Origin of the sequence: Stenotrophomonas maltophilia group sp. Smal12 (genome assembly GCF_037079935.1) — a bacterium.
Lineage (GTDB): Bacteria > Pseudomonadota > Gammaproteobacteria > Xanthomonadales > Xanthomonadaceae > Stenotrophomonas > Stenotrophomonas sepilia.
In genome coordinates this window covers 70,039-93,121 of record NZ_JBAWUK010000001.1, presented here as the reverse complement: position 1 = coordinate 93,121, position 23,083 = coordinate 70,039, and the positions used below count along the sequence as shown (strand labels likewise).

Here is a 23,083-nt window from a genome sequence, read left to right as displayed (position 1 = left end):
TGTACGGGTTGGGCCCGGCATCACGCCGGGCGACTTTTTTTGAAATCAGGTAGGGACGATGCGCGGACGCGACGAAGAAACCGGTGAATTCCACGACAAGAGCCGCAGCCAGAACCGGCGCGATGCACTCGACGTGCTGGCCCTGGGTGAGAAGCTGGTGTCGCTGACCCCGGCCCAGCTGGCGCGCCTGCCGATTCCGGAAGACCTGCTGCCGCACATCGCCGAGTGCAAGCGCATCACCGCCCACATCGCCCACAAGCGCCAACTGGCGTTCCTGGCCAAGCACATGCGCCGCGAAGAAGAGGCCACGCTGGATGCGATCCGCGATGCGCTCGACGCCAACAGCGAAACCGGCCGCCGCGAAGTGGCGATGATGCACCGTGTGGAAGACTGGCGCGACCGCCTGCTGGCCGAGGGAGACAAGGCGCTGGCCGCTCTGCTCGATGACTATCCGCAGGCCGACCGCCAGCAGCTGCGCACGCTGGTACGCAACGCGCAGGCCGAGAAGGCCAGGAACAAGCCGCCGCGCGCTTACCGCGAGATCTTCCAGGTGCTGCGCGGCCTGATGCTGCCAGCCGCGCTGGGCCTGAAGGCCGGCGCCGAAGACGCCGACCACATCGGGACCGGCGAGGCCGACGAGGACTGAGTCCCCGTCGGCCCGGGCGGTTGCTGTGGCCATCGCCACGCTCAGGCCTGGGTACCGCCGACGGTGATGCCCTCGATCAACAGCGAGGGCTGGCCGACACCCACGGGCACACTCTGCCCGTCCTTGCCGCAGATGCCCACGCCCTCGTCCAGGGCCAGGTCATTGCCGACCATGCGCACCTTCTGCATGGTTTCCGGGCCGTTGCCGATCAGGGTCGCGCCCTTCACCGGCGTGGTGATGCGGCCGTCCTCGATCAGGTAGGCCTCGGTGGCCGAGAACACGTACTTGCCATTGGTGATGTCGACCTGGCCACCGCCGAAGTTGACCGCGTACAGGCCCTTCTTCACCGAACGGATCATCTCCTGCGGGTCGTGCTCGCCGGCGCGCATGTAGGTGTTGGTCATGCGTGGCATGGTCAGGTGCGCGAACGATTCACGGCGCCCGTTGCCGGTCGGGGCCATGCCCATCAGCCGCGCATTGAGGCTGTCCTGCATGTAGCCGACCAGGATGCCGTCCTCGATCAGCGGGGTGCACTGGCTGGGGTGGCCTTCGTCGTCGATGTTCAACGAACCGCGGCGGCCGTCGAGGGTGCCGTCGTCGACGATGGTCACCCCCGGTGCCGCCACACGCTCGCCGATGCGGCCGGCGTAGACGCTGGTGCCCTTGCGGTTGAAGTCGCCTTCCAGGCCGTGGCCGACCGCTTCGTGCAGCAGCACGCCCGGCCAACCCGGGCCGAGCACCACCGGCATCATGCCGGCCGGCGCCGGCACCGCTTCCAGGTTCACCAGCGCCTGGCGCAGCGCTTCCTGGGCGAGGGCTTCGGGGCGGCCGCTGGCAAACAGGTCTTCGTAGCCATAGCGGCCACCGCCCCCGGCATAGCCGGACTCGCGACGGCCGTTGTGCTCGACGATCACCTGCACATTCAGGCGTACCAGCGGACGCACATCGGCCGCCAGCACACCGTCGCTGCGGGCGATCAGCACCGTATCGACGCCGCCGGACAGGCTCACCATCACCTGCTTCACGCGCGGGTCGGCGGCACGCAGGTAACCATCCAGGCGCTTGAGCACCTCGACCTTGGCTTCGTTGCCGATACCATCGATCGGGTCCAGCGCCGGGTACAGTGCACGCGCATTGCCGCGCAGCAGCGATCGCCCGGACTGCGCACCGCCCTCACGCGAGATCGCGCGCGCCGACTGCGCCGCCGCCAGCAGCGCGTCGGCATGGATGTCATCGGAGTACGCAAATCCGGTCTTCTCGCCGGAAATCGCACGTACGCCCACGCCCTGCTCGATGGAATGGGCACCGTCCTTGACGATGCCGTCTTCCACGCTCCAGCTCTCGCGGCGGGCGTGCTGGAAATAAAGGTCACCGAAGTCGACACCGGGGCCGAGCAACTGGCCGAAGGTGCGCTCCAGGCCAGCGGTATCCAGGCCGCCGGGGCGCAGCAGGCGGTCTTGGGCAAGCGTCAGGGCGATATCAGTCATGGTCTCGATCTGGGGGTGCGGGGGCGCTCAGGCAAGCCCCGTGAACAGGGAACCGCGCTCAGCGCGAGCGCGGTAGGTCGGTGACGGTCGGCGGAATGGCCGGTGCAGACGCCGGCTCGGGCGGTGATGGGGTCTTGTCGCGGCTGCGCTCGATCACTTCCACCTTAGGTTCCTTCCATGGACCGGTCACCTTGTAGGTTCGGGCGCCAATCTCGCCCAGCGGCTTGGACAATACCGCATTGGTGGCCGCGCCCAGCGCGGCCCCCACCGGGCCGCCGGCCACCGCACCGACCACGGTCAGCAGGTTGCCCGCGCGCGGGTTGACGTCGATGGTCTGGTCGAACCGCTGGTTGCGCAGGTCGGCCTGGCCACGGATGGTGATGTTGGCCGCCGGGCCTTCGATCAGCACCTTGTCGGTGCGCGCCATGCCCTGGCCGAACTGCATGCTGCCGTCGATCTGGTTGAACGCGAAGCCCTTGGAGAAGAAGTCGCGGAAGTCGAACATCAGGCGCCGCGGCAGCTGCGCGACGCTGAGCAGGCCCAGCACGCGGCCGGCGCCTGGCTCCAGCTCCAGCAGCTGGCCATTGCGCGCGTGCAGGTCGAGGCTGCCCTGCAGATTGCCCAGCTGGAAGTCCGACGGGCCTCCGCTCCACGAGGCCTGCAACTGCGCCTGGCCGGAACCGCCGTGCAACTGGCCACCGTAATCAAGATTCTGCATCAACCCACCCAGATCCTCACTGCGCACCTGTGCGGTCAACTCGGTACGGGCACCGCCGGTCCGGCCCAGCCAGCGACCGCTGATGTCGATCTCCTGGTCCGGCGCACGGAAACGCAGCTCATCCACGTTCAGGCCGTTGGCCAGCGGCCGCGTGCGCAGCACCGCCTGGCCCAGCACCACCTTGCCGAACTTCAGGTCGGCAATGTCCAGCGCGAACGGCGGCAGCTTGGCCGGGTCCATGTCGTTGGCACCGGCCTGTACCCGCGCCGGTGCAGCCGGCGCACCCGGTGCCGCCGGCAGTGACTGCCAGTGCACGCGGTCAAGCTGGCCACTGATCGTGCCACCGTCCGCATTGGGGACGGTCAGGCGTCCGGCCAGCGACGGGCCGTCCAGGCGCACATCCAGTGCCTGTGGACCCGGGTGCAGCTGCAGCCGGGTCTGCTCGAACACGCCGCCGATCAGCTTCAACTGGCCGACCTGGACGTCCACCGCTCGCAGCGGCATCGCATCGTCGTCACCGCCGCCCCGCGCCAGGCCGATCCACTCCAGCGCATCCAGGGTCGCGCTGCGGCCATTGACCGTCAGCCCGCTCGGCGGCGGCTCACGATCAACATGATCACTGCCCAACGTGACCTGCACGCCGGTCTGGTTGTTGTGGCTGCGTGCGGCCAGGGCCAGGCGCTGGCCGAAGGCCACATCGATGCGGCCGGCGCCCATCGGCAACTGCGCGGCCACCGTGGTCGCCAGCGCTTCGGCGGCCGGCTTGTCCAGCGGTGCCGGCAGGTCCAGCCGCGTGCCGACCAGATCCGAACTCAACCGCAGTTCACTCGGCGGCGCGGGCGCCCCCGGGGCCACCTTGGGCAGGTTGACCGCGATGGTCCACGCTGAAGTGCCGGTGATGTAGGGCTTGAGCCAGGCCATTTCCGGTGCGCGGTCGATCAGTACGCCCGCATCAAGATGCGCCGTCAGCTTCGATTCGAAGGCCTGCGTGCTGTCGTGCACGTAGCCGCCAGCGCGCAGGCTCAGGCGGCCATCCTGGCCGAGGTGGCGCACCGCCAGTTCGTCGGCGCCGAAGCCGCCATTGCTGTAGCGCGCCTGCCCTCGCATGTTGTCGAAGGCCAGCTGGAAGCGCTTGTCGACCAGCTTCACGCCGGTCAAGTCGACCGTCCCCTGCAGATGACCACCGCCTTCATCGTGGTGCAGCGGCTGCAGCAGATCGAAAGTCACATGTGCCGGACCACTGGCGACCAGGTTGTCCAGGGTATCGCCATAGTCCTTGTGCAACGGGCTCTGGCGCAGCATCGCCAGCAGCTTGCCGGCCTCGCTCGGCGCGTCGGCGCGCACGTACAGCGGCTGGTGGCCGAAGTCCGGAATGCCGGCTTCGAATTTCTGCACCGCCACGCCCGCCAGGTCGCCACGTCCACGCATCTCGAAGCCGGGGCCGATGAAGGCGATATCGGCATCGACCTGGCGCATCAGCGGCCAATCGTGCTGGAAGCGGATGTCGCCATTGCTGATGTGGCCGGTGGCCTCGAAGCGGCCATCGTTGTTGTCGAACGGCCAGTCGTCCAGGTCACCGGTGACCAGGCCGACACCGCCACGCACCTGGCCGCCGGCCAGTGCCATGTCCAGCCAGTCGGTGGCGCCCTTGCTCATCTTGGAGTGGATCCAGAAGCGCTTGGCTGCCGTCATCGGCACGTCGTCCAGCTTGGCGGCCAGCTGCAGCCACGGCCGCGTGCCGTCGCCCTGGAACCAGACGCCGCCGCGCACGTCGGCCGCGTAGTCGGTGCCCTCCACGCGCATCGCCGGCGTTCCGATCCGCCAACCGCCGCCCTCGTCGCGCCACCCCACGATCTGTCCGGCCAGATGCAGGTCATGCCGCACGCCAAAGCCGGTCGGCCAATCGAACTGCAGCTGCCGTTGCGGCTGCAGCTGCAGGCTGAAGCCATCGGCATCGCCTTCGAAATGTCCACCCAGGCCGCGCAGGCCCGGAGAGCCACCGACGCTGGCAAAGCCCAGTGACTGCAGTTCGCCCTGTGCCCGCAACGGGCCATCACGCTCGCCGGCCAACTGCAATCTGCGCACCTCCAGCTGCGGCCTGGACAGGAACAGCCAGCGCCGCAGACCCGGTTCAAGGAGATTGCTCAGGGCCAGCCCTCGCAGCGCGGTGCCGGCCTGCACCGCACCGGCGTTCACCCGCAGCTGCTTGCCGATCTGCAGCTGCAGGCCATCGAGCTGCTGTTCGCCATCTCCGGTCTTCAGGCGCAGGCGCGGCACCTGCAACGCCCAGCCATCGGCCTGGCGCTGCCAGCGCAGGCGGGCCTGCAGCCGCTGCAGCTGCAGCTGCGGCACTGCCACGCCGGGCATCGGTGCACCGTCGACGCGCACGTCCCGCAGGTCCGAATCGGTGGTCAGCGCGACCGGCGCGAAATCACGCAGGGTCAGCCACAGGTTCAGCTCGCCCTTGCCCTCGCGGAGGCGCACGCCGCCGGCCGCCAGCAAGGGCGACCAGGCATGGAAATCGACCGGGTCGGCGCCGAGCCAGGCCTGGCCGTTGCCGCGCGCACGGTCCACGTCCAGTACCGCGGTCAGCGGCAGCGCTTGCGCATCGGCCCAGGCGCGTACACCCACGCGCAGGCGATCACCATTGACCCGCATGCGCAGGTCGATGCGCGGCAGCGTGGTGTCGATGCCGATCCCCGGCGCGTGCACGCCCAGGCGGCCGCCGATCACCTGCAGCTCGCCGAGCCGGCGCAACGCATCCAGCGGATCCCCCCCGTTGTCGGATTGCGGCAGCCCGCGCACCGACCAGCGTCCGTCTTCGCCCTGCTGCAGGTCCAGGGCCAGGCCACGCAGGCGCAGTTCGGTCAACGAGCGCCCGGGCAGCAGCCCGCTGTACATCGATACCAGCACCTCGGCCTCGCCGATCGCCAGGCCCTGCCCGGCACCGATGCGCAGGCCCTTCAGCTGCAGCAGCGGGCCACGACGGGTCCAGGTCGTCTGCAGCTGGTTAAAACGCACCGGCTGGCCAGCCCGCTCACTCAGCCAGGCGGCGATCCTGTCGGGATGACGCTCGGCCAGCGGCAGCAGTTGGCTGAAGGTGCCCACCAGCAGTGCAAGCCCGACCAGGCCCACCGCACAGGCGGCAATGAAATGACGGCGGATCCTTCGCAGTCGCAGGCGCGGCGGCGCGCTCATCGGCCACCGCCGGCCTGCAGCCGGCGAGGATCAGAGCAGAACAACATCGAATTGCTCCTGCAGGTACTGCTCGTCCGCCTGGAAGCGGATGCTCTTGCCGAGAAATTCCTCCAGCTCAGCCACCGCCGAGGATTCCTCATCGGTGATGCGCGCGACCACCTTGGTCGACGCGATGACCAGCAGCCGCGCGGCATCAAACTGGCGCACGGCGCGGGTGATCTCGCGGAAGATCTCGTAGGTCACCGTCTCGGTGGTCTTGATGCTGCCGCGGCCGCTGCACTGCGGGCAGGTTTCCGACAGCTGGCGCTCCAGGCTTTCGACCGTGCGCTTGCGGGTCATTTCCACCAGGCCCAGCGGCGAGAAGTCGTACACCGTGGTCTTGGCATGGTCGCGGGCCAGCGCCTTTTCCAGCGTGCGCAGCACCTGGCGGCGATGCTCTGCATCATCCATATCGATGAAGTCGATGATGATGATGCCGCCCAGGTTGCGCAGCCGCAGCTGACGCGCCACTGCCTGCGCTGCTTCCAGGTTGGTGCGGAAAACCGTCTCTTCCAGGTTGCGCTGGCCGAGGAACGAACCGGTATTGACGTCGATGGTGGTCATCGCCTCGGTCTGGTCGATCACCAGGTAGCCACCGGATTTCAACGGCACCTGCTTGTCCAGCGCGCGGCCGATCTCGTCTTCCACGCCGAACATGTCGAAGATCGGGCGATCGCCGGAATACAGCTCCAGCTTTTCGGCCAGCACCGGCATGTACTTGGCGACGAAGGCCTGCAACTGGCCGAACGTCTCCTTCGAGTCCACCTTCACCTTGTCCACGTCCTTGCGGATCAGGTCGCGCACGGACCGCAGCGGCAGGCTCAGGTCTTCATAGATGATGCTGCACGACGGCGCCTCGCGGCCGCGGCGCTCGACCACGTTCCACACGCGCGACAGGTAGGCGATGTCCTCGGCGATGGCCTCGGCCGGCTGCCCTTCGGCGTTGGTCCGCACGATGTAGCCGTAGCCACCGTGCTGGGCCGACAGTTCGGTCACCAGCGCCTTCAGGCGGGCGCGCTCGGTTTCGTCTTCGATGCGCGCCGACACGCCCACCACCTTGGACTGCGGCAGCAGCACCATGTAGCGCGAGGGAATGCTGATCTGCGTGGTCAGGCGCGCGCCCTTGGTGCCGATCGGGTCCTTCACCACCTGCACCACGATGTCCTGGCCGTCACGCAGCAGCTCGACGATCGGCACGCTGGCCGGCGGCGGCAGGGTGGTATTCTCGGTGTCGGCGCTGGCCACCGGCGCCGGCCGCACCACGTCGTTGGCGTGCAGGAACGCCGCGCGCTCCAGGCCGACTTCGACGAAGGCGGCCTGCATGCCGGGCATGACCCGCTGCACCTTGCCCTTGTAGATGTTGCCGACCACGCCACGGCGCCAACCGCGCTCGATGTGAAGTTCCTGCAGCATGCCGTTTTCGATCACCGCGACACGGGTCTCGCGCGGGGTCACATTGACCAGGATTTCCTCAGACATCGGCAGCCTCCCTGGCGGCATCGGCAGTGGGGACCGGCACGCCACAGCGCGCCAGCAGACGATCGGTATGCAGCAGCGGCAGCCCCATCACGCCGGAGTAGCTGCCGGAAAGGTGTTCGATCCAGCGTTCGGCCCCACCCTGGATGGCGTAGGCGCCGGCCTTGTCCAGCGGCTCGCCGGTGGCGACATAGGCGGCGATGTCGGCGGCGTCGATCGGGGCGAAGGTCACCTCGGAAATGACCAGCTCGCTGTCCAGGCCGCCCGCGCCGACCACCACCACGGCGGTCATCACCTGGTGGGTGCGCCCGGCCAGCCGCGCCAGCATCGCCCGCGCGTCAGCGGCATCGACCGGCTTGCCGAAGACCTCGCCGTCCAGGACCACCTCGGTATCCGAACCAAGCACCCGCGCCTGCGGGTCGTCGGCCAGCACCCGGGCCAGCCCGGCGCGCGCCTTGTCGGCGGCGACCCGGCATACATACTGTTCGGCGCTTTCAGTGGCCGCGCGCTGCTCGACGACCTCCAGGTCAAGGGCCTGGAAGGGGCGTCCGAGTCGGGCCAGCAGCTGGTTGCGTCGGGGGGAGCGGGAACAAAGATAGAGCATCGGCACAGCATAACCTGACGCCGCCACCTGAATCGTCGGCAACCCGTTACGGAACGCGTACAACCCCGAACAGGCTCACAGCGCGTTCATCGCTACGACACCACCCTCACCGGCACAACAAGGAGATCCCATGCGCCTGACCGCCACCCCGCTGCTGCTTGCCGTGTCCCTCGCCCTTGGAACCTCGATGACTGCTCATGCCGCTCCGTCGTCGCCGTCGATCGCCGCCGCGGCCGAAGGCACCCTGCTGAACATCTCGGCCAACGCCGAGGCCACCCGCGTGCCGGACGTCGCCACCCTGTCGGCCGGTGTGGTCACCCAGGCTGCCGACGGCAACAGCGCCATGCGCCAGAACGCCCAGCAGATGGACAAGGTGCTGGCCGCGATCAAGGCCGCCGGCATCGCCGAGCGCGACGTGCAGACCAGCGGCGTCAGCCTCAATCCGCAGTACCGCTATGCCGACAATGAGGCACCGAAGATCACCGGCTACCAGGCCAGCAACACGGTCAGCCTGAAGGTCCGCGACATCGCCAAGCTCGGCAAGGTGCTCGACGCGCTGGCCGCGCAGGGGGCCAACCAGATCAACGGTCCGCAGTTTGAGATCGACCAGCCCGAACCGGTCTATGACGAAGCCCGCCTGGCCGCCCTGAAGAAGGCCCAGGCCCGCGCCCAGACCTATGCCAGATCGCTGGGCCTGCAGGTGCGCCGCATCGTCAGCATCTCTGAAAACAGCAACGGCGGTTTCCGCCCGATGCCGATGATGCGCACCATGGCCGCCGGCGCGGCGATGGACAAGGCTACCCCGGTCGCACCGGGTGAATCGACCGTCTCGGTCAACCTGGACGTGGTGTTCGAACTGGGCCGCTGATCGCGCCCGGCACGGCCGACGCAGGCGGGTCCCGCAGGGGCCCGCCTTTTTCGTGTATTCCGGCGGCGTTGGCTGAAGGCCAGCCCAACGCGCATGCCCCTGCCTCTAGGCAGTGGCCGCCATGCCGCGCTACTGATGGACTGCCAGCCGCGTGCGGCAACCCCGCCACGGACCCTGGTGTGTTGAGGACTTCGTCACTGGCATGGAGGTGGATCATGGTTCGTACCTATCCCGTTGCATCCCCGCACTTCGACCCCGCCCGCGTAGCGGCCTGGAGTGCAGCGATCGCCCTGCACCTGCTGGCCTTCCTGTTGCTGCTCATCCCTGCGACCTACCAGGCCGTGCAGGCCCCGCGTGAAAAGACGCCGGTCCGGCTGATCGAGAAGATCCCGCCACCGCCGACGCCGCCGGCTCCAGTCCCGCCAAAAGAGATCGTCCAGGTGGTACCGAAGCCGCGGACGCAGCCGGTGGTACCGCCACTGCCCGCACCCACCGCGACCGTGGAAGAGACCCAGGGCATCGCATTGCCGGCCGCCGAACCGGCTCCGCCGCAGCTGGCGCCCAGCATCGACACTTCCACCCCGTTGGCCGGCGCCCAGCTGCAGTACCGCAGTGCTCCGCCGCCGACCTATCCGATCCAGTCCCTGCGCAACCACGAACAGGGCACGGTGCTGTTGCGGGTGGAAGTGGACACCCGTGGCCAGCCGGTCGCGGTCAGCGTCGAGCGCAGCAGCGGCTCGCGCAACCTGGACCAGGCCGCCCGCCAGCAGGTGCTCAAGCACTGGCGCTTCGAGCCTGCCCAGCGTGACGGCGTGGCGGTTCCGGCCATCGGCATGGTGCCGGTGCAGTTCTCGCTGCCGGACTGAGCGTCCCACCGGCCCGGCCCCGCGCCGGGCCGGCCCCTGCCACTGCCCGACAAATGCGGACATGCCCGAGCCAAGCGTTACTGATTAAGCAAAAATTCACGTCTTCGTCACCTGCTGGAAACCTAGATTGGCGCGTCCCGGTATCGATCCGGCGACAGCCCTCAACGCTACGGTTTTCCAGTTAGGAGAGAAGCTGTGAAACACCCGATCCAGCGGCCCGCCAGCCGCCGCCGCACCACCCTGGCATCGTCCATCACCCATATCCTTGCTGGCAGCACCCTGCTGCTGGTCGGCGCCGTGGCTTCTTCCTCAGCCTTTGCACAGGAGCAGGCCACCAACCTCGACCGCATCACGGTCACCGGCTCCAACATCCCGCGCACCAACACCGAGACACCGTCGCCGGTGCAGGTGGTGACCCGCCAGGAAATCGACCGCACCGGCAAGACCACGGTCGCCGAGTACCTGCAGACCCTGACCGCCGACGGCGCAGGCTCCATTCCCAAGACCTTCGGCAACGGCTTCGCCGGTGGCGGCGCCGGCATCTCGCTGCGCGGCCTGGGCGCCGGCTCGACGCTGGTGCTGTTGAACGGCCGCCGCATGGCCACCTACGGCCTGGCCGATGACGGCCAGAAGGTCTTCACCGACCTCAGCACCATCCCGCTCGATGCCGTCGAGCGCGTGGAAGTGCTCAAGGACGGCGCCTCGGCGATCTATGGCTCCGACGCCATCGCCGGCGTCGTCAACATCATCCTGCGCAGCGACTTCCAAGGCGCCATCCTGCGCGGTTCCTACGGCATTTCCGGTGACGGCGATGGCGACGCGAAGAAGGCGACCCTCACTGCCGGCACCGGCGACCTGTCCAGCGATGGCTGGAATGCGTTCTTCAGCCTGGACGTCGGCAAGACCGACGCGATCAAGATCAGCGACCGCAAGAACCGCAAGTGGATCGGCACCGGCGATATCCGGCGCTGGGGTTACGACGCTGCAGACGCGCAGTTCCTGGGCGGTGCCTACCTGTCGGGCGGTACCGCCGGCGGCGTGGGTCCCAATGGCTCGGTGTTCGATGCCACCGGCCATCTGGTTGCCCTGCCGGGCTGCGCCGGGCTGACCACGATTCCCGGGCAGAGTGACGCGACCGCGCAGGCCCAGGGTTGCCTGTGGGATCCGGCGCAGCAGTACCGCGACCTGAGCCCGGAAGAGAAGTACGTGAACGTGTTCGGCCGCGCCAGCTTCGCGTTTGGTGAAGGCGGCGAGGTCTATACCGAGATCGGTTACTCGAAGAAGGAAACGATCTTCAGCAATACGCCATCCGGCGTATCCGGCGGCTGGGGCTACCCTGGCGGCCCGGTCAACGCCAACAGCGGTGCCGGTGCGACCCAGCTGTATGCAGGTCATCCGGACAACCCGCTGCCCACCGCGGCCCGCCTGCGTTACAGCGCGTGGGACGTGGGCCCGCGCGTGACCGACAATACCAATGAGTTCAACCGCTTCCTGGTGGGTGTCAAGGGCAACTGGGGCGACTGGAGCTACGACACCGCCTACCTGCATTCCGGCACCGACCTGGTCAACAAGCGCACGGGTTTCCTGCGTTATGACGCAGTACGCTGCGTACTGGGCAATCCGGCCTGCCCCTATGGCACCTGGCGCATCGGCGACAATGCCTCGCAGACGCCGCAGTCGGTCTACGATGCCATCAGCCCGACCATCAGCGCGCGTGCCAAGTCGAGCCTGGACATGTTCGACTTCACCATCTCGCGCAGCCTGATGGATCTCAAGGGCGGTCCGCTGGGCCTGGCCTTCGGTACGGAGTGGCGCAAGACGAGCAACAGCCTGACGCCGCAGACCTTCACCGATATCGGCCAGATCATCGGCCTGGGCTACTCGGCCTACGACGGCACGCAGAATGTGTATGCCGGCTACGCCGAACTGTCCGCACCGGTGCTGGAGCAGTTGGAGCTGAGCGCTGCGGTCCGCTACGACAAGTACGAAAGCGGCGAAGGCAAGGCCACGCCGAAGCTGGGCGTGAAGTGGACCCCGGCCGACTGGATCGCACTGCGCGCCAGCTACGCTGAAGGCTTCCGTGCGCCGAACCCGGCCGAGAACGGTGACGGTGGCCTGGCCGCTTTCTCCAACGCCCGCGATCCGGTGCGTTGCGCCATCGACCCGGCCAACGAATGCACCGCGCGCTCGGTGGCGATCATCACGCGGCCGAACAAGGACCTGAAGCCGGAAGAGTCCAAGAGCTACTCGGTGGGCATCGTGCTGCAGCCAACCTCGACCACCTCGCTGACTGTGGATGCGTGGGAAATCAAGCGCACCAACGAAATCGCGCAGGGCAGCACGGCCGACGCCATCGCCGCGGGCAACGTTCTCCGCGATGCCAACAACATCGGCGGAGTCGCCAACAGCGGCACCATCCTGGCCGTCAATACCGCCTACGTGAATGCCAACTCCTCGCGCGTCCGCGGTATCGACACCGACATCCGCCAGACCTTCGACATCGGCCCGGGCCAGCTGGAAATGGACCTGCAGTGGAGCCACGTGCTCAAGTTCGAGCGCACCGAGGGTGATACCACCGTCGACTATGTGGGCACCCACGGCAACTGCGACGTGACCAACTGCATCGGCACGCCGAAGGACCGCATCAACTTCGGCACCACCTGGAAGCAGGGCCCGTGGAGCATCAGCGGCGTGGCCAACTACATCAGCAAGCTGGAGAACAAGGACCGCCGCGGCGGTGACTACCTGGCCTTCTATGAAGACGGCGAGCCGGTAGAGAAGATCTCCTCGTTCACCACCTTCGATCTGTCCGGCCGCTGGAACATCACCGAAGCCTTCGAGCTGAACGCTTCGGTGCAGAACGTGTTCGACCGCATCGCGCCGCTCGACCCGAGCACTTACGGTGCAGTCAATTACAACCCGCTGCACTTCAGTGGTGCGATTGGCCGCTACTTCACTGTCGGCGCCAAGTACACGTTCAAATAATCCCGCTGCTGTGTTTGCTTCGAAGGCCCGGGCTGTTGCCCGGGCCTTCGTCGTTTCCTGGCTGTTCGTTGTCCATGCCGGCTCCCGCACACCCGGCCTTGCAGCCATGTTCACGAGTACATGGCTAGGGTGTGCTCGCGGCATCCGGGCCGCAGGGGATCTCAATGGCCACGACATCGCAACGCCTCGGCCTGCCGGCGTTGACTGCACTGGTAGTCGGCTCGATGGTCGGCGCCGGTATCTTTTCGCTGCCGCAGAACGTCGCGCGCAGTGCCGGTCCGGCCGCCGCGATGATCGGCTGGGCGCTGAGCGGTGCGGGCATGCTGATGCTGGCCTTCGTGTTCCAGGCCCTGGCCAACCGCCGTCCGGACCTGGACACCGGCATCTACGCATATGCACGCGAAGGCTTCGGCAACTACATCGGCTTCTCCGCGGCGTGGGGCTACTGGGTCGCTTCGGTACTGGGCAATGCCAGCTTCTTCGTGCTGATCTTCAGCGGCCTGGGCCATTTCATGCCAGTGTTCGGCGAAGGCAACACGCCAGCCGCAGTGGCCGCTTCGTCCGTACTGTTGTGGACCGTCCACCTGCTGGTGCTGCGCGGCCTGCGCACAGCAGCCATCGTCAACGGCCTGGTGACAGTGGCCAAGCTGCTGCCCATCGCACTGTTCCTGGTGCTGGCCGCCGGCGCGTTCCGCATGGAGGTGTTCCGCGCCGACTTCTTCGGCACGCCTGCGCTCGGCGACCTCGGCCAGCAGCTGCGCGGCATGATGCTGGTCACCGTGTGGGTGTTCATCGGCATCGAAGGCGCCAGCATCTATTCGCGGCGAGCCGCGCGCCGTGCCGACGTCGGCCGTGCCACGGTGATCGGTTTCCTGGGGGTCTGGCTGCTGCTGGTCCTGGTCAGCCTGCTGTCGATGGGCGTGCTGTCGCAGGCCGAACTGGCCGGGCTGCCCAATCCGTCGATGGCCTACGTGCTGCGCGCCATCGTCGGCGAATGGGGCGCGACGGTGATCATCGCCGGTTCGATCATTTCGGTGCTGGGCGCGCTGCTGGCCTGGGTGCTGCTGTGTGCCGAAGTGCTGTATGCCGCCGCTGGCGACGGCACGATGCCCGCCTTCCTGGGACGCGAGAATGCGCGTGGCGTGCCGGCCAATGCATTGTGGTTGAGCAACGGGCTGATCCAGCTGTTCCTGCTGTTGGTGCTGTTCAATGCGGGCAGCTACACCGGCCTGGTGCTGCTGGCCGCATCGATGAGCCTGGTGCCCTACTTCCTGTCCACCGCGTTCGGCGTGCAACTGGCTTGGCGCGGGCAGTCCTACGCGGGTGAGCCACGCGAGCGCTGGCGCGATTTCGTCGTCGCGCTGCTGGCCAGCGCCTACGCGCTGTGGCTGGTGTATGCCGGCGGCCTGAACAACCTGCTGCTGTCGGTGCTGCTGTACGTGCCCGGCGTTGTTCTGTTTGCGCAGACCCGGCGCCAGCGCGGCGAGCCGGTTTTCACGCGCTGGGAGTGGGCGCTGTTCGGCGCGATCCTCGCAGTAGCGATCGCCACGCTGGCAGCGTTCTGGAAGGGCCGGATCACGCTGTAGCGCCGAGCGCGTGCCCGGCTTGGAGGATGCAGCCGAGCATGGGCTCGCCGCCACAACACGGCAAAAAAGGGCCTGTGTCAAGCCCTCGGCGAAAATCGCCAAGAGTCCGAAAGCTTAAACAAGACAGGGAGTTAGCTCTACTTCGGGCCGCTTTGCGGGGCGGCGGCCATATGGACTAGGAGCCACATGGGAGCGTCGCGGTAGAGGGCCAAGTCGTGCTGCATCGGGGACGATCACCGGCAGACGGCGGGCTTGCCGCACGATCATAGCCCACTCTGTCGCCATCCTCCAGAACGAAGAACGCGCAGCGTTGGGCTGCGCATTCGAGGGATGGCCGCCGGCGAGACCGTGCATCGTCAGCCCGGCTTCGCTGGCACCGTCCTGCTCACGCTTCCCTTCCTGAATCCCCGGTCCCCCGCGATGAAGGCTTCGAGCATGTGCGGGATCAGCGTCACGGCATCGACTGCTTCGCCATAGGTCTGCGCATGCAGCGCGGCGTAGCGGTCGAGGTCGGCTTTCAGGCTGGCCGGGCAAGGAAAGGTCAGCTTGATGTTCTCGGTCTTCGGCAGCGGTCCCAACCGCAGCTTCCTGGTCGTGCTCATCGTGAAGTCCCTCGGTTGAAGAACAGGGGCTGGTAGGGGCGCAGCGCCAAGTCCCGACTCACGACCAGACGCACCGGCAGACCGGGGCGCGCGCTCAACGTCGGTTGGATGTTCATGTTGCGCCGGGTCATCTCCTGGCCGACCTGGTTGATGCTGTCCTGCGCGCTGTCGCGGCCGGCGATGACGATGCGGTTGCCGTCCTGGCGGTTCTCCGGCGCGGCCAGCTCGGCGCCGACGCCCAGCAGCGTCGTCAGCGCCGCCCCGGCGAAGATCCGATCCCAATGCCAATCGACTTCATCCTCCAGCCCGGCATAGCCGGCCGGATCGGTGCCGACCAGGTTGTCGAGCGTCACCGACGACGTATCGGGCAGAATGATCCGGTTCCAGACGACTTGAACCCGGCTCTGTCCGTAGCTCACCTGGCTGTTGTAGCGACCGAGGATGCGCGAGCCCTGCGGGATCAGCAGGAACTTGCCGGTGGCCGTGTCATAGACCGGCTCCGTCACCGTGGCGATGACATCGCCCGGCAAGTCCGACTTGATGCCCGTCACCAGCGCGCCGGCGATGACCGTCCCGGCCATGACCTGATACGGGGAGGCTGGCAATTGCAGGTTGCCGGAATTACGGGTTTGCGTGGAACCGCCTTGCAGGAACGCCTCCTTCTGTTCCTGCCGGTTCTGTACTGCGGTCGGGTCGGCAGGCTGGGCTGCCGTCGAGGCCGGCCCGGCGGCCATCGGATCGAACGCCGCATTGGCGGCGAAGCCCGGCGCCACGGTGGCCTGTGACTGCGCCACCGGCGCGGCGCGCTGCGTACCCGAGCGGAAGAACACCGATGACGCCGCCGCTTCCTCGGCTTCCTTCAACCGGGCCAGGCGCTCGGCCTCGGCCGGATCGTGGCCGGGCGGCGCGTAACCTGGTGTCGGTTGCTGCGCATTGACGATGGCCGGCCCGAGGTCGCCCGGCAGCGGCGGCCCCAGCTCCGGCACCGGGGACGGCGCGGCCGGCGGCAGCTTGGAGTAGTCGGTCGGAAGCCGCTCCAGCCCTTCGGAGCGCGAAACGCGATCGACGTTGTAAAGCTCGGTCTGTTCGCTGGCGCCGTGTCGCTGCGGTTGCAGCGACCACATCAGCGCGCCCAGCACGGCGACCGACAGCCCGCCGGCCAGGATCGCCAGCATGCGACGATTCAAGCGCGTGACCGGACGCGGCTGGGCGCGCAGCGCTACCGCCTCGGGCGCTGCCTTGGCCGCCTGCGGTGCGACCGGCTCGGGGGTGTCGTCCTGGCGCATCATCAGTTCCTCCGCGCCACGCCGTCGGTGCGCTCGATGCGCACCACGTCGCCCTTGTCGCCGCCCAGACGCAGTTCGGCCGCGCCGAACAGCCGGTCCACGATGTAGTACGGCGAGCGGAAGCGGTAGTTCACCAACTGCCCATCGCCCTGCACGCCGATGACGAACAGCGGCGGCAGTTCACCCTGGGCGATGCCGGCAGGGAACTGGATGTAGACCTTCTCGCCGTCATCGAAGGCACGCAGCGGCTTCCATGACGGATTGCTGCCGCTGATCGCGTAGCGGAAGCGGATGCGCTCCAGCGATAGGCCCGTATCAACCGGCGCCGCCACCTGCGCGGCCTGCGCCTGGCGCTGCAAAGCCAGCATCCGGTCCTTCGGGTAGTCCCACGACACCGACGCCATCCAAGCGCGCTCTGTCGAGGTCAGCTCCAGCAGGTAGGTGCGCCGATTGGTGGTGATGACCAGATTGGTCTTGAGGCCCGAGCGGACAGGCTTGACCAGCACGTTGACGCGCAGCTCGTCGCCGGCACCGCTGGACGTGTCGCCGACGATCCAGCGCACGGTATCGCCGGCGGCGACCGTCACCAGTTCTTCGCCGGGCTGGAGCGAAACCACGGTCACGCGCCCCGGCGCGGCATAGACCTGATACAGCGCGCCATCGGTGAAGGGCCAGACCTGGATGGCATTGACGTAGCCCTCGCGCGTGGGCGCGACCCGCGCCTCGGTATTGGCCTTGGACACGCGCACGGTTTCGTCGGCCGGCTCCGGCCCGGGCTGGGCTTCGTCACCTTCCGGCAGCGGCTTCAACTGCTCCGGCAGCGCCAGCGGTTCGGGGACGGCGACCACCTCCACCGGCGAGGGTGGATCGGGCACGAGCTGCGCCTGCACTGGCTCATCGAGTGGGATCACGGGCGGCGGCTTGCCCTGTGTGGCGCAGCCCGCCAAGGCCGCCACCAGCGTCAACAGGCAAACGTGGCGAAGTGTTCGATCGTCTATCCGCAGATTCGGGGCGAACAAGGGCCATACCGATACGACGCCATCCCGCAGACGCTGCTGATACGCCTCCTGAGACATCCGCCACCGCTCATCGAGGGGAAGATCATCCTGACGCGAAACGGGATCATGCGATTGGAGAGTGTTCATGGTTTCGTTCCTTCCGAGGGATCAAGTTCGCGGCTCCACGACAGGCCGTTGACGTAGATGCCCAGCGGGTTCTTGCGCAGGCGCTCCTCGGTGCGTGGGGTTTGCAGGACGATGGAGATGACGGCGTTCCAGCGCTCGGTGCCGGCCGGCGCGCCGTTGGAGAAGCGTTGCTCGGTCCAGCGCATGTTGAACGACGTGTCGCTGGCGCGCACGACGCTGGTGATCTGCACCGTGACCGACTCCTTGCCGACGCGCGCGAAGGGATCGTTCTTGCTGGCGTAGTCGTTGAGCATGGCGGCGCCTCGGTCGGTCGCGTAGTCGTAGGCGTCCAGCCAGTTCTGCCGGACCACGATCGGGTCGATGGACAGCGAGCGCACCAACGTCACGAAGCGCGCCAGGTGATGCGCGATCTGCGCATCCGTGGGCTTGTACGGCGTGGCCGCCTCGCCTACGGCGCGCACGTGCTCCTTGTCCACCTCCACCACGTAGGGCGTGACGATGGACTGCGCCGAGCGCCAGACCAGGCCGCCGGCCATCAGCAGCGTCAGCACCAGCAGGCCGAAGGCCATGAGGCGCCAGTTCTTGGCCTGCACGCGGGGCGCGCCGATACGCTCGTCCCACACCTGCGCGGCAGATTGATACGGCGTGGCAGGCTGCGGCGTGTCGGCATAGCGCACCTGCGGTCGTTTGAATCGCATGGGTGTTCTCCTTGAAGGTCAGGAATCGGAATCGCGCAGGCTCGGGCCTTGCCCGGAGCCGCCGCCGTCGCCGCCGCGCAGCGCATGGGCGGCGGTGGTCGCGGCGTGGGTGAGCTGCTGGCGGCGGTGCAGCCGCTTGGCCCAGGCCGGTTGCTGCCCGGTGTTGGACGTGGCTTCGCCGCCGGACTGGCCGCCGCCGGACGCGGCGCCTGCGCCTTCATCGGCCGGCGGCCCGTTCCAGCCGGCGCGGAAAGGCGCAGCCATGCGTTGCCCGATGGCGGAAGCGCGGGATGCGGCACCGCGCCCGGCCGCCTGCGCGCCCGTCTTGGCGACGTTGCCCAGGCCGGCCGCAGCGCCCTTGGCCCCGCCGCCGGCAGCGGCGGACCCGGCCCGGAACGCTGACCGGGCACCACCGGCCGTTGATGTCGCGGCGCGCGCACCGCTGCCGGCCAGCTTGGCGGCAGCAGGCGCCATGCGCGCCCCGGCGGCCACCGCCCCGCCCACGCCGGTTGCGGCAGCACCGATGGCGACGGCCGTGCCGGCAGCGCCGACAGCGGCACCGGCCATCGCCCCCGCACCGAGCTGCGGTGCACCGGACACCAGGCCGGTGGCGATGCCGGGGCCGAAGATGCCCAGCGCCAGCAGCGTCAGCGAGGCCAGCATGATGACCAGCGCGTGGTCGATGGATGGCTCGTCGGGATGCACCTGGAACTCGGCGAACAGGCCCGAGCCGATGCCGACGATCACGGCTAGCACCAGCACCTTGATGCCGGCCGACACCACGTTGCCCAGCACCTTCTCGGCGAGAAAGCTGGTCTTGTTCCACAAGGCGAACGGCACCAGCACGAAGCCGGCGAGCGTGGTCAGCTTGAACTCGATCAGCGTGATGAAAAGCTGGATCGCCAGCACGAAGAAGCACAGGACCACCACCAGCCAGGCCAGGAACATCACCGTGATGGCGTCAAGGTTCACGAACACCTCGGGGAAACCAGCCATCTCGCCGACCTGCTCCAGGATCGGCGTGCCTGCGTCGATGCCGGTCTTCGCCAGCCGGCCCGGTTGCAGGAAGTTCTCCATGCTCAAGGTCGAGCCGGTGGCCGTCAGGCCCAGGCCGGCGAAGGACCGGAAGACGATGCCTGCCAGCCAGTTGAAGTTGCCGATGATGTAGGCGAAGGCACCGACGTAGAGCACCTTGCGCAGCAGCTTGGCGATCACGTCCTCGCCTTGGCCGGTGGCGTGGCTCATGGCCCAGTAGAGGCCGGCGATGGTCATGTCGATGACGATCAGCGTGGCCGTCAGGAACGCCACCTCGCCCTGCAACAGCCCGAACCCGGAGTCGATGTAGCGCGAGAACGTATCCAGAAAGCGGTCGATGATCGTCACGTCGTTCATGGCGTTTCATCTCCAATCGGCTCATCGAAGGTTGGGGGAATGGGCGGCAGCTCCTCCAGCGTTCGGTACTCGTCCGGCCCGGTTTGGCCGGCGAAGAAGCGCCGGCGGAAGGCTTCTGCGGCGGCCAGGCAAGCGTCCTCGCCGACGGCCTGCCGGTCGGCCGCGCATTGCGCGCGCAGTGCCTTGAGCCGCACGGGATCGGCGGCCAGGGCATCGGCGCGGTTGTCGGCCGAGTGCTGGCCGCAGGCTGTCAGCAGCACGGCCAGCAGGAGGCAAGCGCATCGCATGGCCGTCTCCCGTCAGTTGCGGTAGAAATCCACGCGCTGCGGCGTGTACGGCGTGCCGGTGCCGAGGAAGCGCCGGCGCACTTCGCGGGCGCGCTCGGTGGCCGCCGCCTGCCGCGCCAGTTCGAGCGAGGTCGCGCGGTCCTGGGTGATCTGGAGCTGTTGCGCCTGGATCGACTGCTTGGCCTGCAAGGCCAGGAGCTGATTGGTCGCCTGCGCGGCCTGCAAGGCGCCGGTGGCGGACTGGCTCTGGCTCACGAGGTCGGCCAGCGCGGATTCGTCCTCGCGCAGGTTCTGCGATACCTGCGCCTGCATGCGCATCGCAGTATGCAGACCGTCGAGCGTGTGCTTCCAACGCTCCTGCGCATCCCGGTACATCTGGTCGCCGCTGACGGTGGCGGCGTATTGCTCCGGGTACAGACGTGCGAACTCGCGGTCGAGGTTCTGCACATCAAAGGCCAGTCCCTGCGCCTCGGCGATCAGCCGCTCGGTCGTCGCCAGCGTCGAGCGCAGCCGGTTGACGATGTTGAAGTCCAGGCTCGCCAGGTTGCGTGCCTGGTTGATGAGCATCTGTGCTTCGTTCTGGAGCTGCTGGATCTGGTTGTTGATCTGCTCCAGCGTGCGGATCGCGGTCAGCGTGTTCTGCACCAAGTTCGTGGGATCAACCACGACCCATTGCGCCTGCGCGGTGGACACGGTGCAAAGCATGGCCGCGATGGCGGTGGCGATAAGACGCTTCTTCATGGCAGGTTCTCCTGTGGTGGTGGGGAAAGGACGGAAGGGGCCAATGGCGCGGCGCCGGGGAACTCGGCCAGCAGGTCGGCGGCCCAATCGAGGCCGCGATGGCGCAGCCACGCGCCGGCAAAACCGGGCACGCCGGCTTGCGCCAGCACGCGGTCGATGTCGCGCTGGTCCTGCGGGGTCGAAGCGCCCGCGAACGCGAGCGCGGCCGGCCCCAGGTCGAGGTCGAACAGGCGATTGCCCAGGCGCGACTGGTAGTAGTAGTCGCGCTTGGGCTCGGCGGTGGCAACGATCTCGATCTGCCGGCTGTTGAGGCCAAAGCCCTCGTAGATCGTCCGTATCTGCGGCTCGGTGGCCTGCGGGTTCGGCAGGAAGATTCGGCTGGCGCAGCTTTCGATGATCGCCGGCGCGATGGTCGAGTCCTTGATGTCGGCCAGCGACTGGGTGGCGAAGATGACGCTGACGTTCTTCTTGCGCAGCGTCTTGAGCCACTGGCGGATGCGCGCCGCGAAGGCCGGTTCATCGAGGAACAGCCAGGCTTCATCGAGGATCAGCAGCGTGGGCGCGCCGTCGAACCGTTCATCGAAGCGGGCGAACAGATAGCGCAGCACCGCTTGCACGGCGGCCGGGCTGTGCATCAGCTCCTCCATCTCGAAGCCCTGCACGTCGGCGCTGCCCAGCCGGTCGAGGTCGGCGTCCAGCAGCTTGCCGTGGGCGCCGCCGAGCACGTAGGGCGAGAGTGCCTGACGCAGCGCGTTGGATTGCAGCAGCACGGAGAGCCCCGTCATCGTGCGCTGCTCCGGCGGCGCACCGGCGAGGCTCCCCAGCGCCGACCAGATGGCGGCCTTCTCGTCCGGGCCGACGGTGACGCCTTCGTGCAGCAGGCGGCCTTCCACCCACTCGGCCGCCCAGGTGCGATAGCCCTCGCTGTCGATACGGGCCAAGGGCTGGAACGCGATGCCGCCATCGGCACCGAGGTCGTAGTGCTCGCCGCCCAGGCCCAACACCGTCGCCCGCATGGACCGCCCCATGTCGAAGGCAAAGATGCGCGAGCTGAAGTAGCGCCGGAACTGCATCGCCAGGACGGCAAGCAGGACCGACTTGCCCATGCCGGTCGGGCCAGCGACCAGCGTATGCCCCACGTCGCCGATGTGCGTCACCAGCCGGAACGGCGTCGCGCCATCGGTGCGCGTCACGATCAGCGGCGGGCCGTCGAGATGGTCGTTCTTCTCCGGCCCGGCCCATACCGCCGACAGCGGCATCATGTGTGCAAGATTCAGCGTCGAGACGATGGGCTGGCGCACGTTGGCGTAGGCGTGGCCGGGGATGGACGACAGCCAGGCGTCCACGGCATTGAGGGTTTCGGGGATGGTGACGAAGCCTCGGCCCTGGATGGCGCGCTCCACCATCCGCTGCTTCTCGTCGGCCACGGCCGGATCGGCGTCGAGCACCGTCACCGTGGCGGTGAGATAGCCGAAGGCGACCTGATCGCTGCCCAGTTCCTGCAAGGCGGCATCGGCATCGGCCGCCTTGTTGCTGGCGTCGGTATCCACCAGCGGCGATTCCTGCTGGAAGATGGTTTCGCGCAGCAGCGCGATGACGTTCTTGCGCTTGGCGAACCACTGGCGGCGCAGCCGGCCGAGTTCCTTTTCCGCTTCGGCCTTGTCCATGCACAGGAAGCGCGTGCTCCAGCGGTAGGCGAACCCCAGGTGATTGAGGTCGTCCAGCAGTCCCGGCCAGGTCGAGGTCGGAAAGCCCCGCACCGTCACCACGCGCAGGTGCTGGTCGCCCAGCGTGGGCGCCAGGCCGCCGGCCAGCATGGAGTCGGCCAGCAGCGCGTCGAGATAGAACGGCACCTCGGGCACCGCGACCCGATAGCGCCGGGTGGATACCGTGCCATGCAGGTAGGTCAGCGTCTGACTGTCATCGAGCCAGGCGACTTCCGGCATCACGCCATCGAGCAGATCGAACACGCGATCGGTTTCCGCTACGAAGGCGTCGAGCCGGCCGCGCCAGTCCACGCCATCGCCGGGCGTGTTCTCATAGAGCAGCCTGGCGGCACGGGCGCGCGATTCCTCCGGTGGCAGGAACGCGAGCGTCAGGTGATAGGCGCTCTCGAAATGGTGGGTCGATTCCTCGAACGCCGCGCGGCGTTCCTCATCGACCAGCCACGACAGCGGTTCGGGGAAGTCGGAATGCGGGTAGTCCGCCGCCGGCTGGCGTTCTGCCTCCACGAACAGCGCCCAGCCCGAACCCAGCCGGCGCAGCGCGTTGTTCAGCCGTGCGGTGGTGGCGATCAGCTCGCCCTGCGTGGCGCTATCGAGGTCGGGGCCGCGGAAACGGGCCGTGCGCTGAAAGCTGCCGTCCTTGTTCAAGACGACACCCGGCGCGACCAGCCCGGCCCAGGGCAGCCAGTCGGCCAGCAGCGCGGGTCGCTGGCGGTATTCGGCAAGGTTCAGCAT

General features: G+C 67.9%; 17 protein-coding genes. 5 read left to right on the top strand and 12 right to left on the bottom strand.

From position 1 onward, the window contains the following. Positions 1–58: 58 nt before the first annotated feature. Positions 59–646 carry a ribosome biogenesis factor YjgA gene (gene yjgA / locus WDC87_RS00430; protein ID WP_088496583.1) on the top strand — a complete coding sequence of 196 codons (588 nt, stop codon included), beginning with the start codon at positions 59–61 and terminating at the stop codon, positions 644–646. 41 nt (positions 647–687) lie between these two features. Here yjgA and tldD read toward each other — a convergent pair whose 3' ends face one another. From tldD to WDC87_RS00410, 4 genes are read right to left on the bottom strand one after another with little or no spacing between them, the layout of a single operon-like run. Continuing rightward, positions 688–2,133: a metalloprotease TldD gene (gene tldD, locus WDC87_RS00425; RefSeq protein ID WP_072168528.1), complete on the bottom strand. Its 1,446-nt coding sequence runs from the start codon at positions 2,131–2,133 to the stop codon at positions 688–690. Positions 2,134–2,191: 58 nt separating this feature from the next. After that, positions 2,192–6,049, bottom strand: a complete 3,858-nt coding sequence (locus WDC87_RS00420) for a YhdP family protein (RefSeq protein WP_252745390.1) — start codon at positions 6,047–6,049, stop codon at positions 2,192–2,194. Positions 6,050–6,079: 30 nt separating this feature from the next. Then, entirely contained in the window at positions 6,080–7,567 is a 1,488-nt protein-coding gene (rng, locus tag WDC87_RS00415) for a ribonuclease G (RefSeq protein ID WP_005418079.1), read from the bottom strand. Then, on the bottom strand, positions 7,560–8,168 hold the full coding sequence (locus WDC87_RS00410) for a Maf family nucleotide pyrophosphatase (RefSeq protein WP_301655247.1): 609 nt from the start codon (positions 8,166–8,168) through the stop codon (positions 7,560–7,562). The genes rng and WDC87_RS00410 overlap by 8 nt, the downstream gene beginning before the upstream one ends. A 130-nt stretch (positions 8,169–8,298) precedes the next feature. Here WDC87_RS00410 and WDC87_RS00405 point away from each other — a divergent pair, with 130 nt between their 5' ends. From WDC87_RS00405 to arcD, 4 genes are all read left to right on the top strand, one after another. Beyond that, positions 8,299–9,036, top strand: a complete 738-nt coding sequence (locus WDC87_RS00405; RefSeq protein WP_252745389.1) for an SIMPL domain-containing protein — start codon at positions 8,299–8,301, stop codon at positions 9,034–9,036. Positions 9,037–9,251: 215 nt separating this feature from the next. Next, a complete protein-coding gene (locus WDC87_RS00400) occupies positions 9,252–9,902 on the top strand; it encodes an energy transducer TonB (protein ID WP_005418094.1) in 651 nt (216 codons plus the stop codon). A gap of 195 nt (positions 9,903–10,097) precedes the next feature. Continuing rightward, on the top strand, positions 10,098–12,887 hold the full coding sequence (locus WDC87_RS00395) for a TonB-dependent receptor (protein ID WP_061479655.1): 2,790 nt from the start codon (positions 10,098–10,100) through the stop codon (positions 12,885–12,887). 164 nt (positions 12,888–13,051) lie between these two features. After that, positions 13,052–14,473, top strand: coding sequence for an arginine-ornithine antiporter (arcD, locus tag WDC87_RS00390; RefSeq protein ID WP_072168533.1), 1,422 nt, complete (start codon positions 13,052–13,054; stop codon positions 14,471–14,473). Positions 14,474–14,829: 356 nt separating this feature from the next. Here the strand turns inward: arcD and WDC87_RS00385 are convergent, their stop codons facing one another. The 8 genes from WDC87_RS00385 to trbE form a co-directional block, all read right to left on the bottom strand. Beyond that, positions 14,830–15,075 (bottom strand): DUF2274 domain-containing protein, encoded by a 246-nt coding sequence (locus tag WDC87_RS00385; protein ID WP_026069911.1) that lies wholly within the window; start codon positions 15,073–15,075, stop codon positions 14,830–14,832. Continuing rightward, entirely contained in the window at positions 15,072–16,361 is a 1,290-nt protein-coding gene (locus tag WDC87_RS00380; RefSeq protein ID WP_026069910.1) for a TrbI/VirB10 family protein, read from the bottom strand. Before WDC87_RS00380 ends, WDC87_RS00385 begins: the two co-directional genes overlap by 4 nt. Positions 16,362–16,363: 2 nt before the next feature. Beyond that, positions 16,364–17,359: a P-type conjugative transfer protein TrbG gene (gene trbG / locus WDC87_RS00375; protein WP_099589025.1), complete on the bottom strand. Its 996-nt coding sequence runs from the start codon at positions 17,357–17,359 to the stop codon at positions 16,364–16,366. A 143-nt stretch (positions 17,360–17,502) separates the two neighbouring features. Beyond that, positions 17,503–18,204: a conjugal transfer protein TrbF gene (gene trbF / locus WDC87_RS00370; protein ID WP_252745388.1), complete on the bottom strand. Its 702-nt coding sequence runs from the start codon at positions 18,202–18,204 to the stop codon at positions 17,503–17,505. Positions 18,205–18,222: 18 nt separating this feature from the next. Next, a complete protein-coding gene (gene trbL / locus WDC87_RS00365) occupies positions 18,223–19,596 on the bottom strand; it encodes a P-type conjugative transfer protein TrbL (RefSeq protein ID WP_014646149.1) in 1,374 nt (457 codons plus the stop codon). Continuing rightward, positions 19,593–19,883, bottom strand: a complete 291-nt coding sequence (locus WDC87_RS00360) for a hypothetical protein (protein WP_014646148.1) — start codon at positions 19,881–19,883, stop codon at positions 19,593–19,595. The genes trbL and WDC87_RS00360 overlap by 4 nt, the downstream gene beginning before the upstream one ends. Positions 19,884–19,895: 12 nt before the next feature. Further along, positions 19,896–20,624 (bottom strand): P-type conjugative transfer protein TrbJ, encoded by a 729-nt coding sequence (gene trbJ / locus WDC87_RS00355; protein WP_014646147.1) that lies wholly within the window; start codon positions 20,622–20,624, stop codon positions 19,896–19,898. Beyond that, on the bottom strand, positions 20,621–23,083 hold the full coding sequence (trbE, locus tag WDC87_RS00350) for a conjugal transfer protein TrbE (RefSeq protein WP_014646146.1): 2,463 nt from the start codon (positions 23,081–23,083) through the stop codon (positions 20,621–20,623). Before trbE ends, trbJ begins: the two co-directional genes overlap by 4 nt.

Excerpts from the sequence above, each read along its gene's own strand:
- yjgA (WP_088496583.1), top strand. The coding sequence starts at position 59 with ATGCGCGGACGCGACGAAGAAACCGGTGAATTCCACGACAAGAGCCGC.
- tldD (WP_072168528.1), bottom strand. The coding sequence starts at position 2,133 with ATGACTGATATCGCCCTGACGCTTGCCCAAGACCGCCTGCTGCGCCCC.
- WDC87_RS00420 (WP_252745390.1), bottom strand. The coding sequence starts at position 6,049 with ATGAGCGCGCCGCCGCGCCTGCGACTGCGAAGGATCCGCCGTCATTTC.
- rng (WP_005418079.1), bottom strand. The coding sequence starts at position 7,567 with ATGTCTGAGGAAATCCTGGTCAATGTGACCCCGCGCGAGACCCGTGTC.
- WDC87_RS00410 (WP_301655247.1), bottom strand. The coding sequence starts at position 8,168 with ATGCTCTATCTTTGTTCCCGCTCCCCCCGACGCAACCAGCTGCTGGCC.
- WDC87_RS00405 (WP_252745389.1), top strand. The coding sequence starts at position 8,299 with ATGCGCCTGACCGCCACCCCGCTGCTGCTTGCCGTGTCCCTCGCCCTT.
- WDC87_RS00400 (WP_005418094.1), top strand. The coding sequence starts at position 9,252 with ATGGTTCGTACCTATCCCGTTGCATCCCCGCACTTCGACCCCGCCCGC.
- arcD (WP_072168533.1), top strand. The coding sequence starts at position 13,052 with ATGGCCACGACATCGCAACGCCTCGGCCTGCCGGCGTTGACTGCACTG.
- WDC87_RS00385 (WP_026069911.1), bottom strand. The coding sequence starts at position 15,075 with ATGAGCACGACCAGGAAGCTGCGGTTGGGACCGCTGCCGAAGACCGAG.
- WDC87_RS00380 (WP_026069910.1), bottom strand. The coding sequence starts at position 16,361 with ATGCGCCAGGACGACACCCCCGAGCCGGTCGCACCGCAGGCGGCCAAG.
- trbF (WP_252745388.1), bottom strand. The coding sequence starts at position 18,204 with ATGCGATTCAAACGACCGCAGGTGCGCTATGCCGACACGCCGCAGCCT.
- trbL (WP_014646149.1), bottom strand. The coding sequence starts at position 19,596 with ATGAACGACGTGACGATCATCGACCGCTTTCTGGATACGTTCTCGCGC.
- WDC87_RS00360 (WP_014646148.1), bottom strand. The coding sequence starts at position 19,883 with ATGCGATGCGCTTGCCTCCTGCTGGCCGTGCTGCTGACAGCCTGCGGC.
- trbJ (WP_014646147.1), bottom strand. The coding sequence starts at position 20,624 with ATGAAGAAGCGTCTTATCGCCACCGCCATCGCGGCCATGCTTTGCACC.
- trbE (WP_014646146.1), bottom strand. The coding sequence starts at position 23,083 with ATGCTGAACCTTGCCGAATACCGCCAGCGACCCGCGCTGCTGGCCGAC.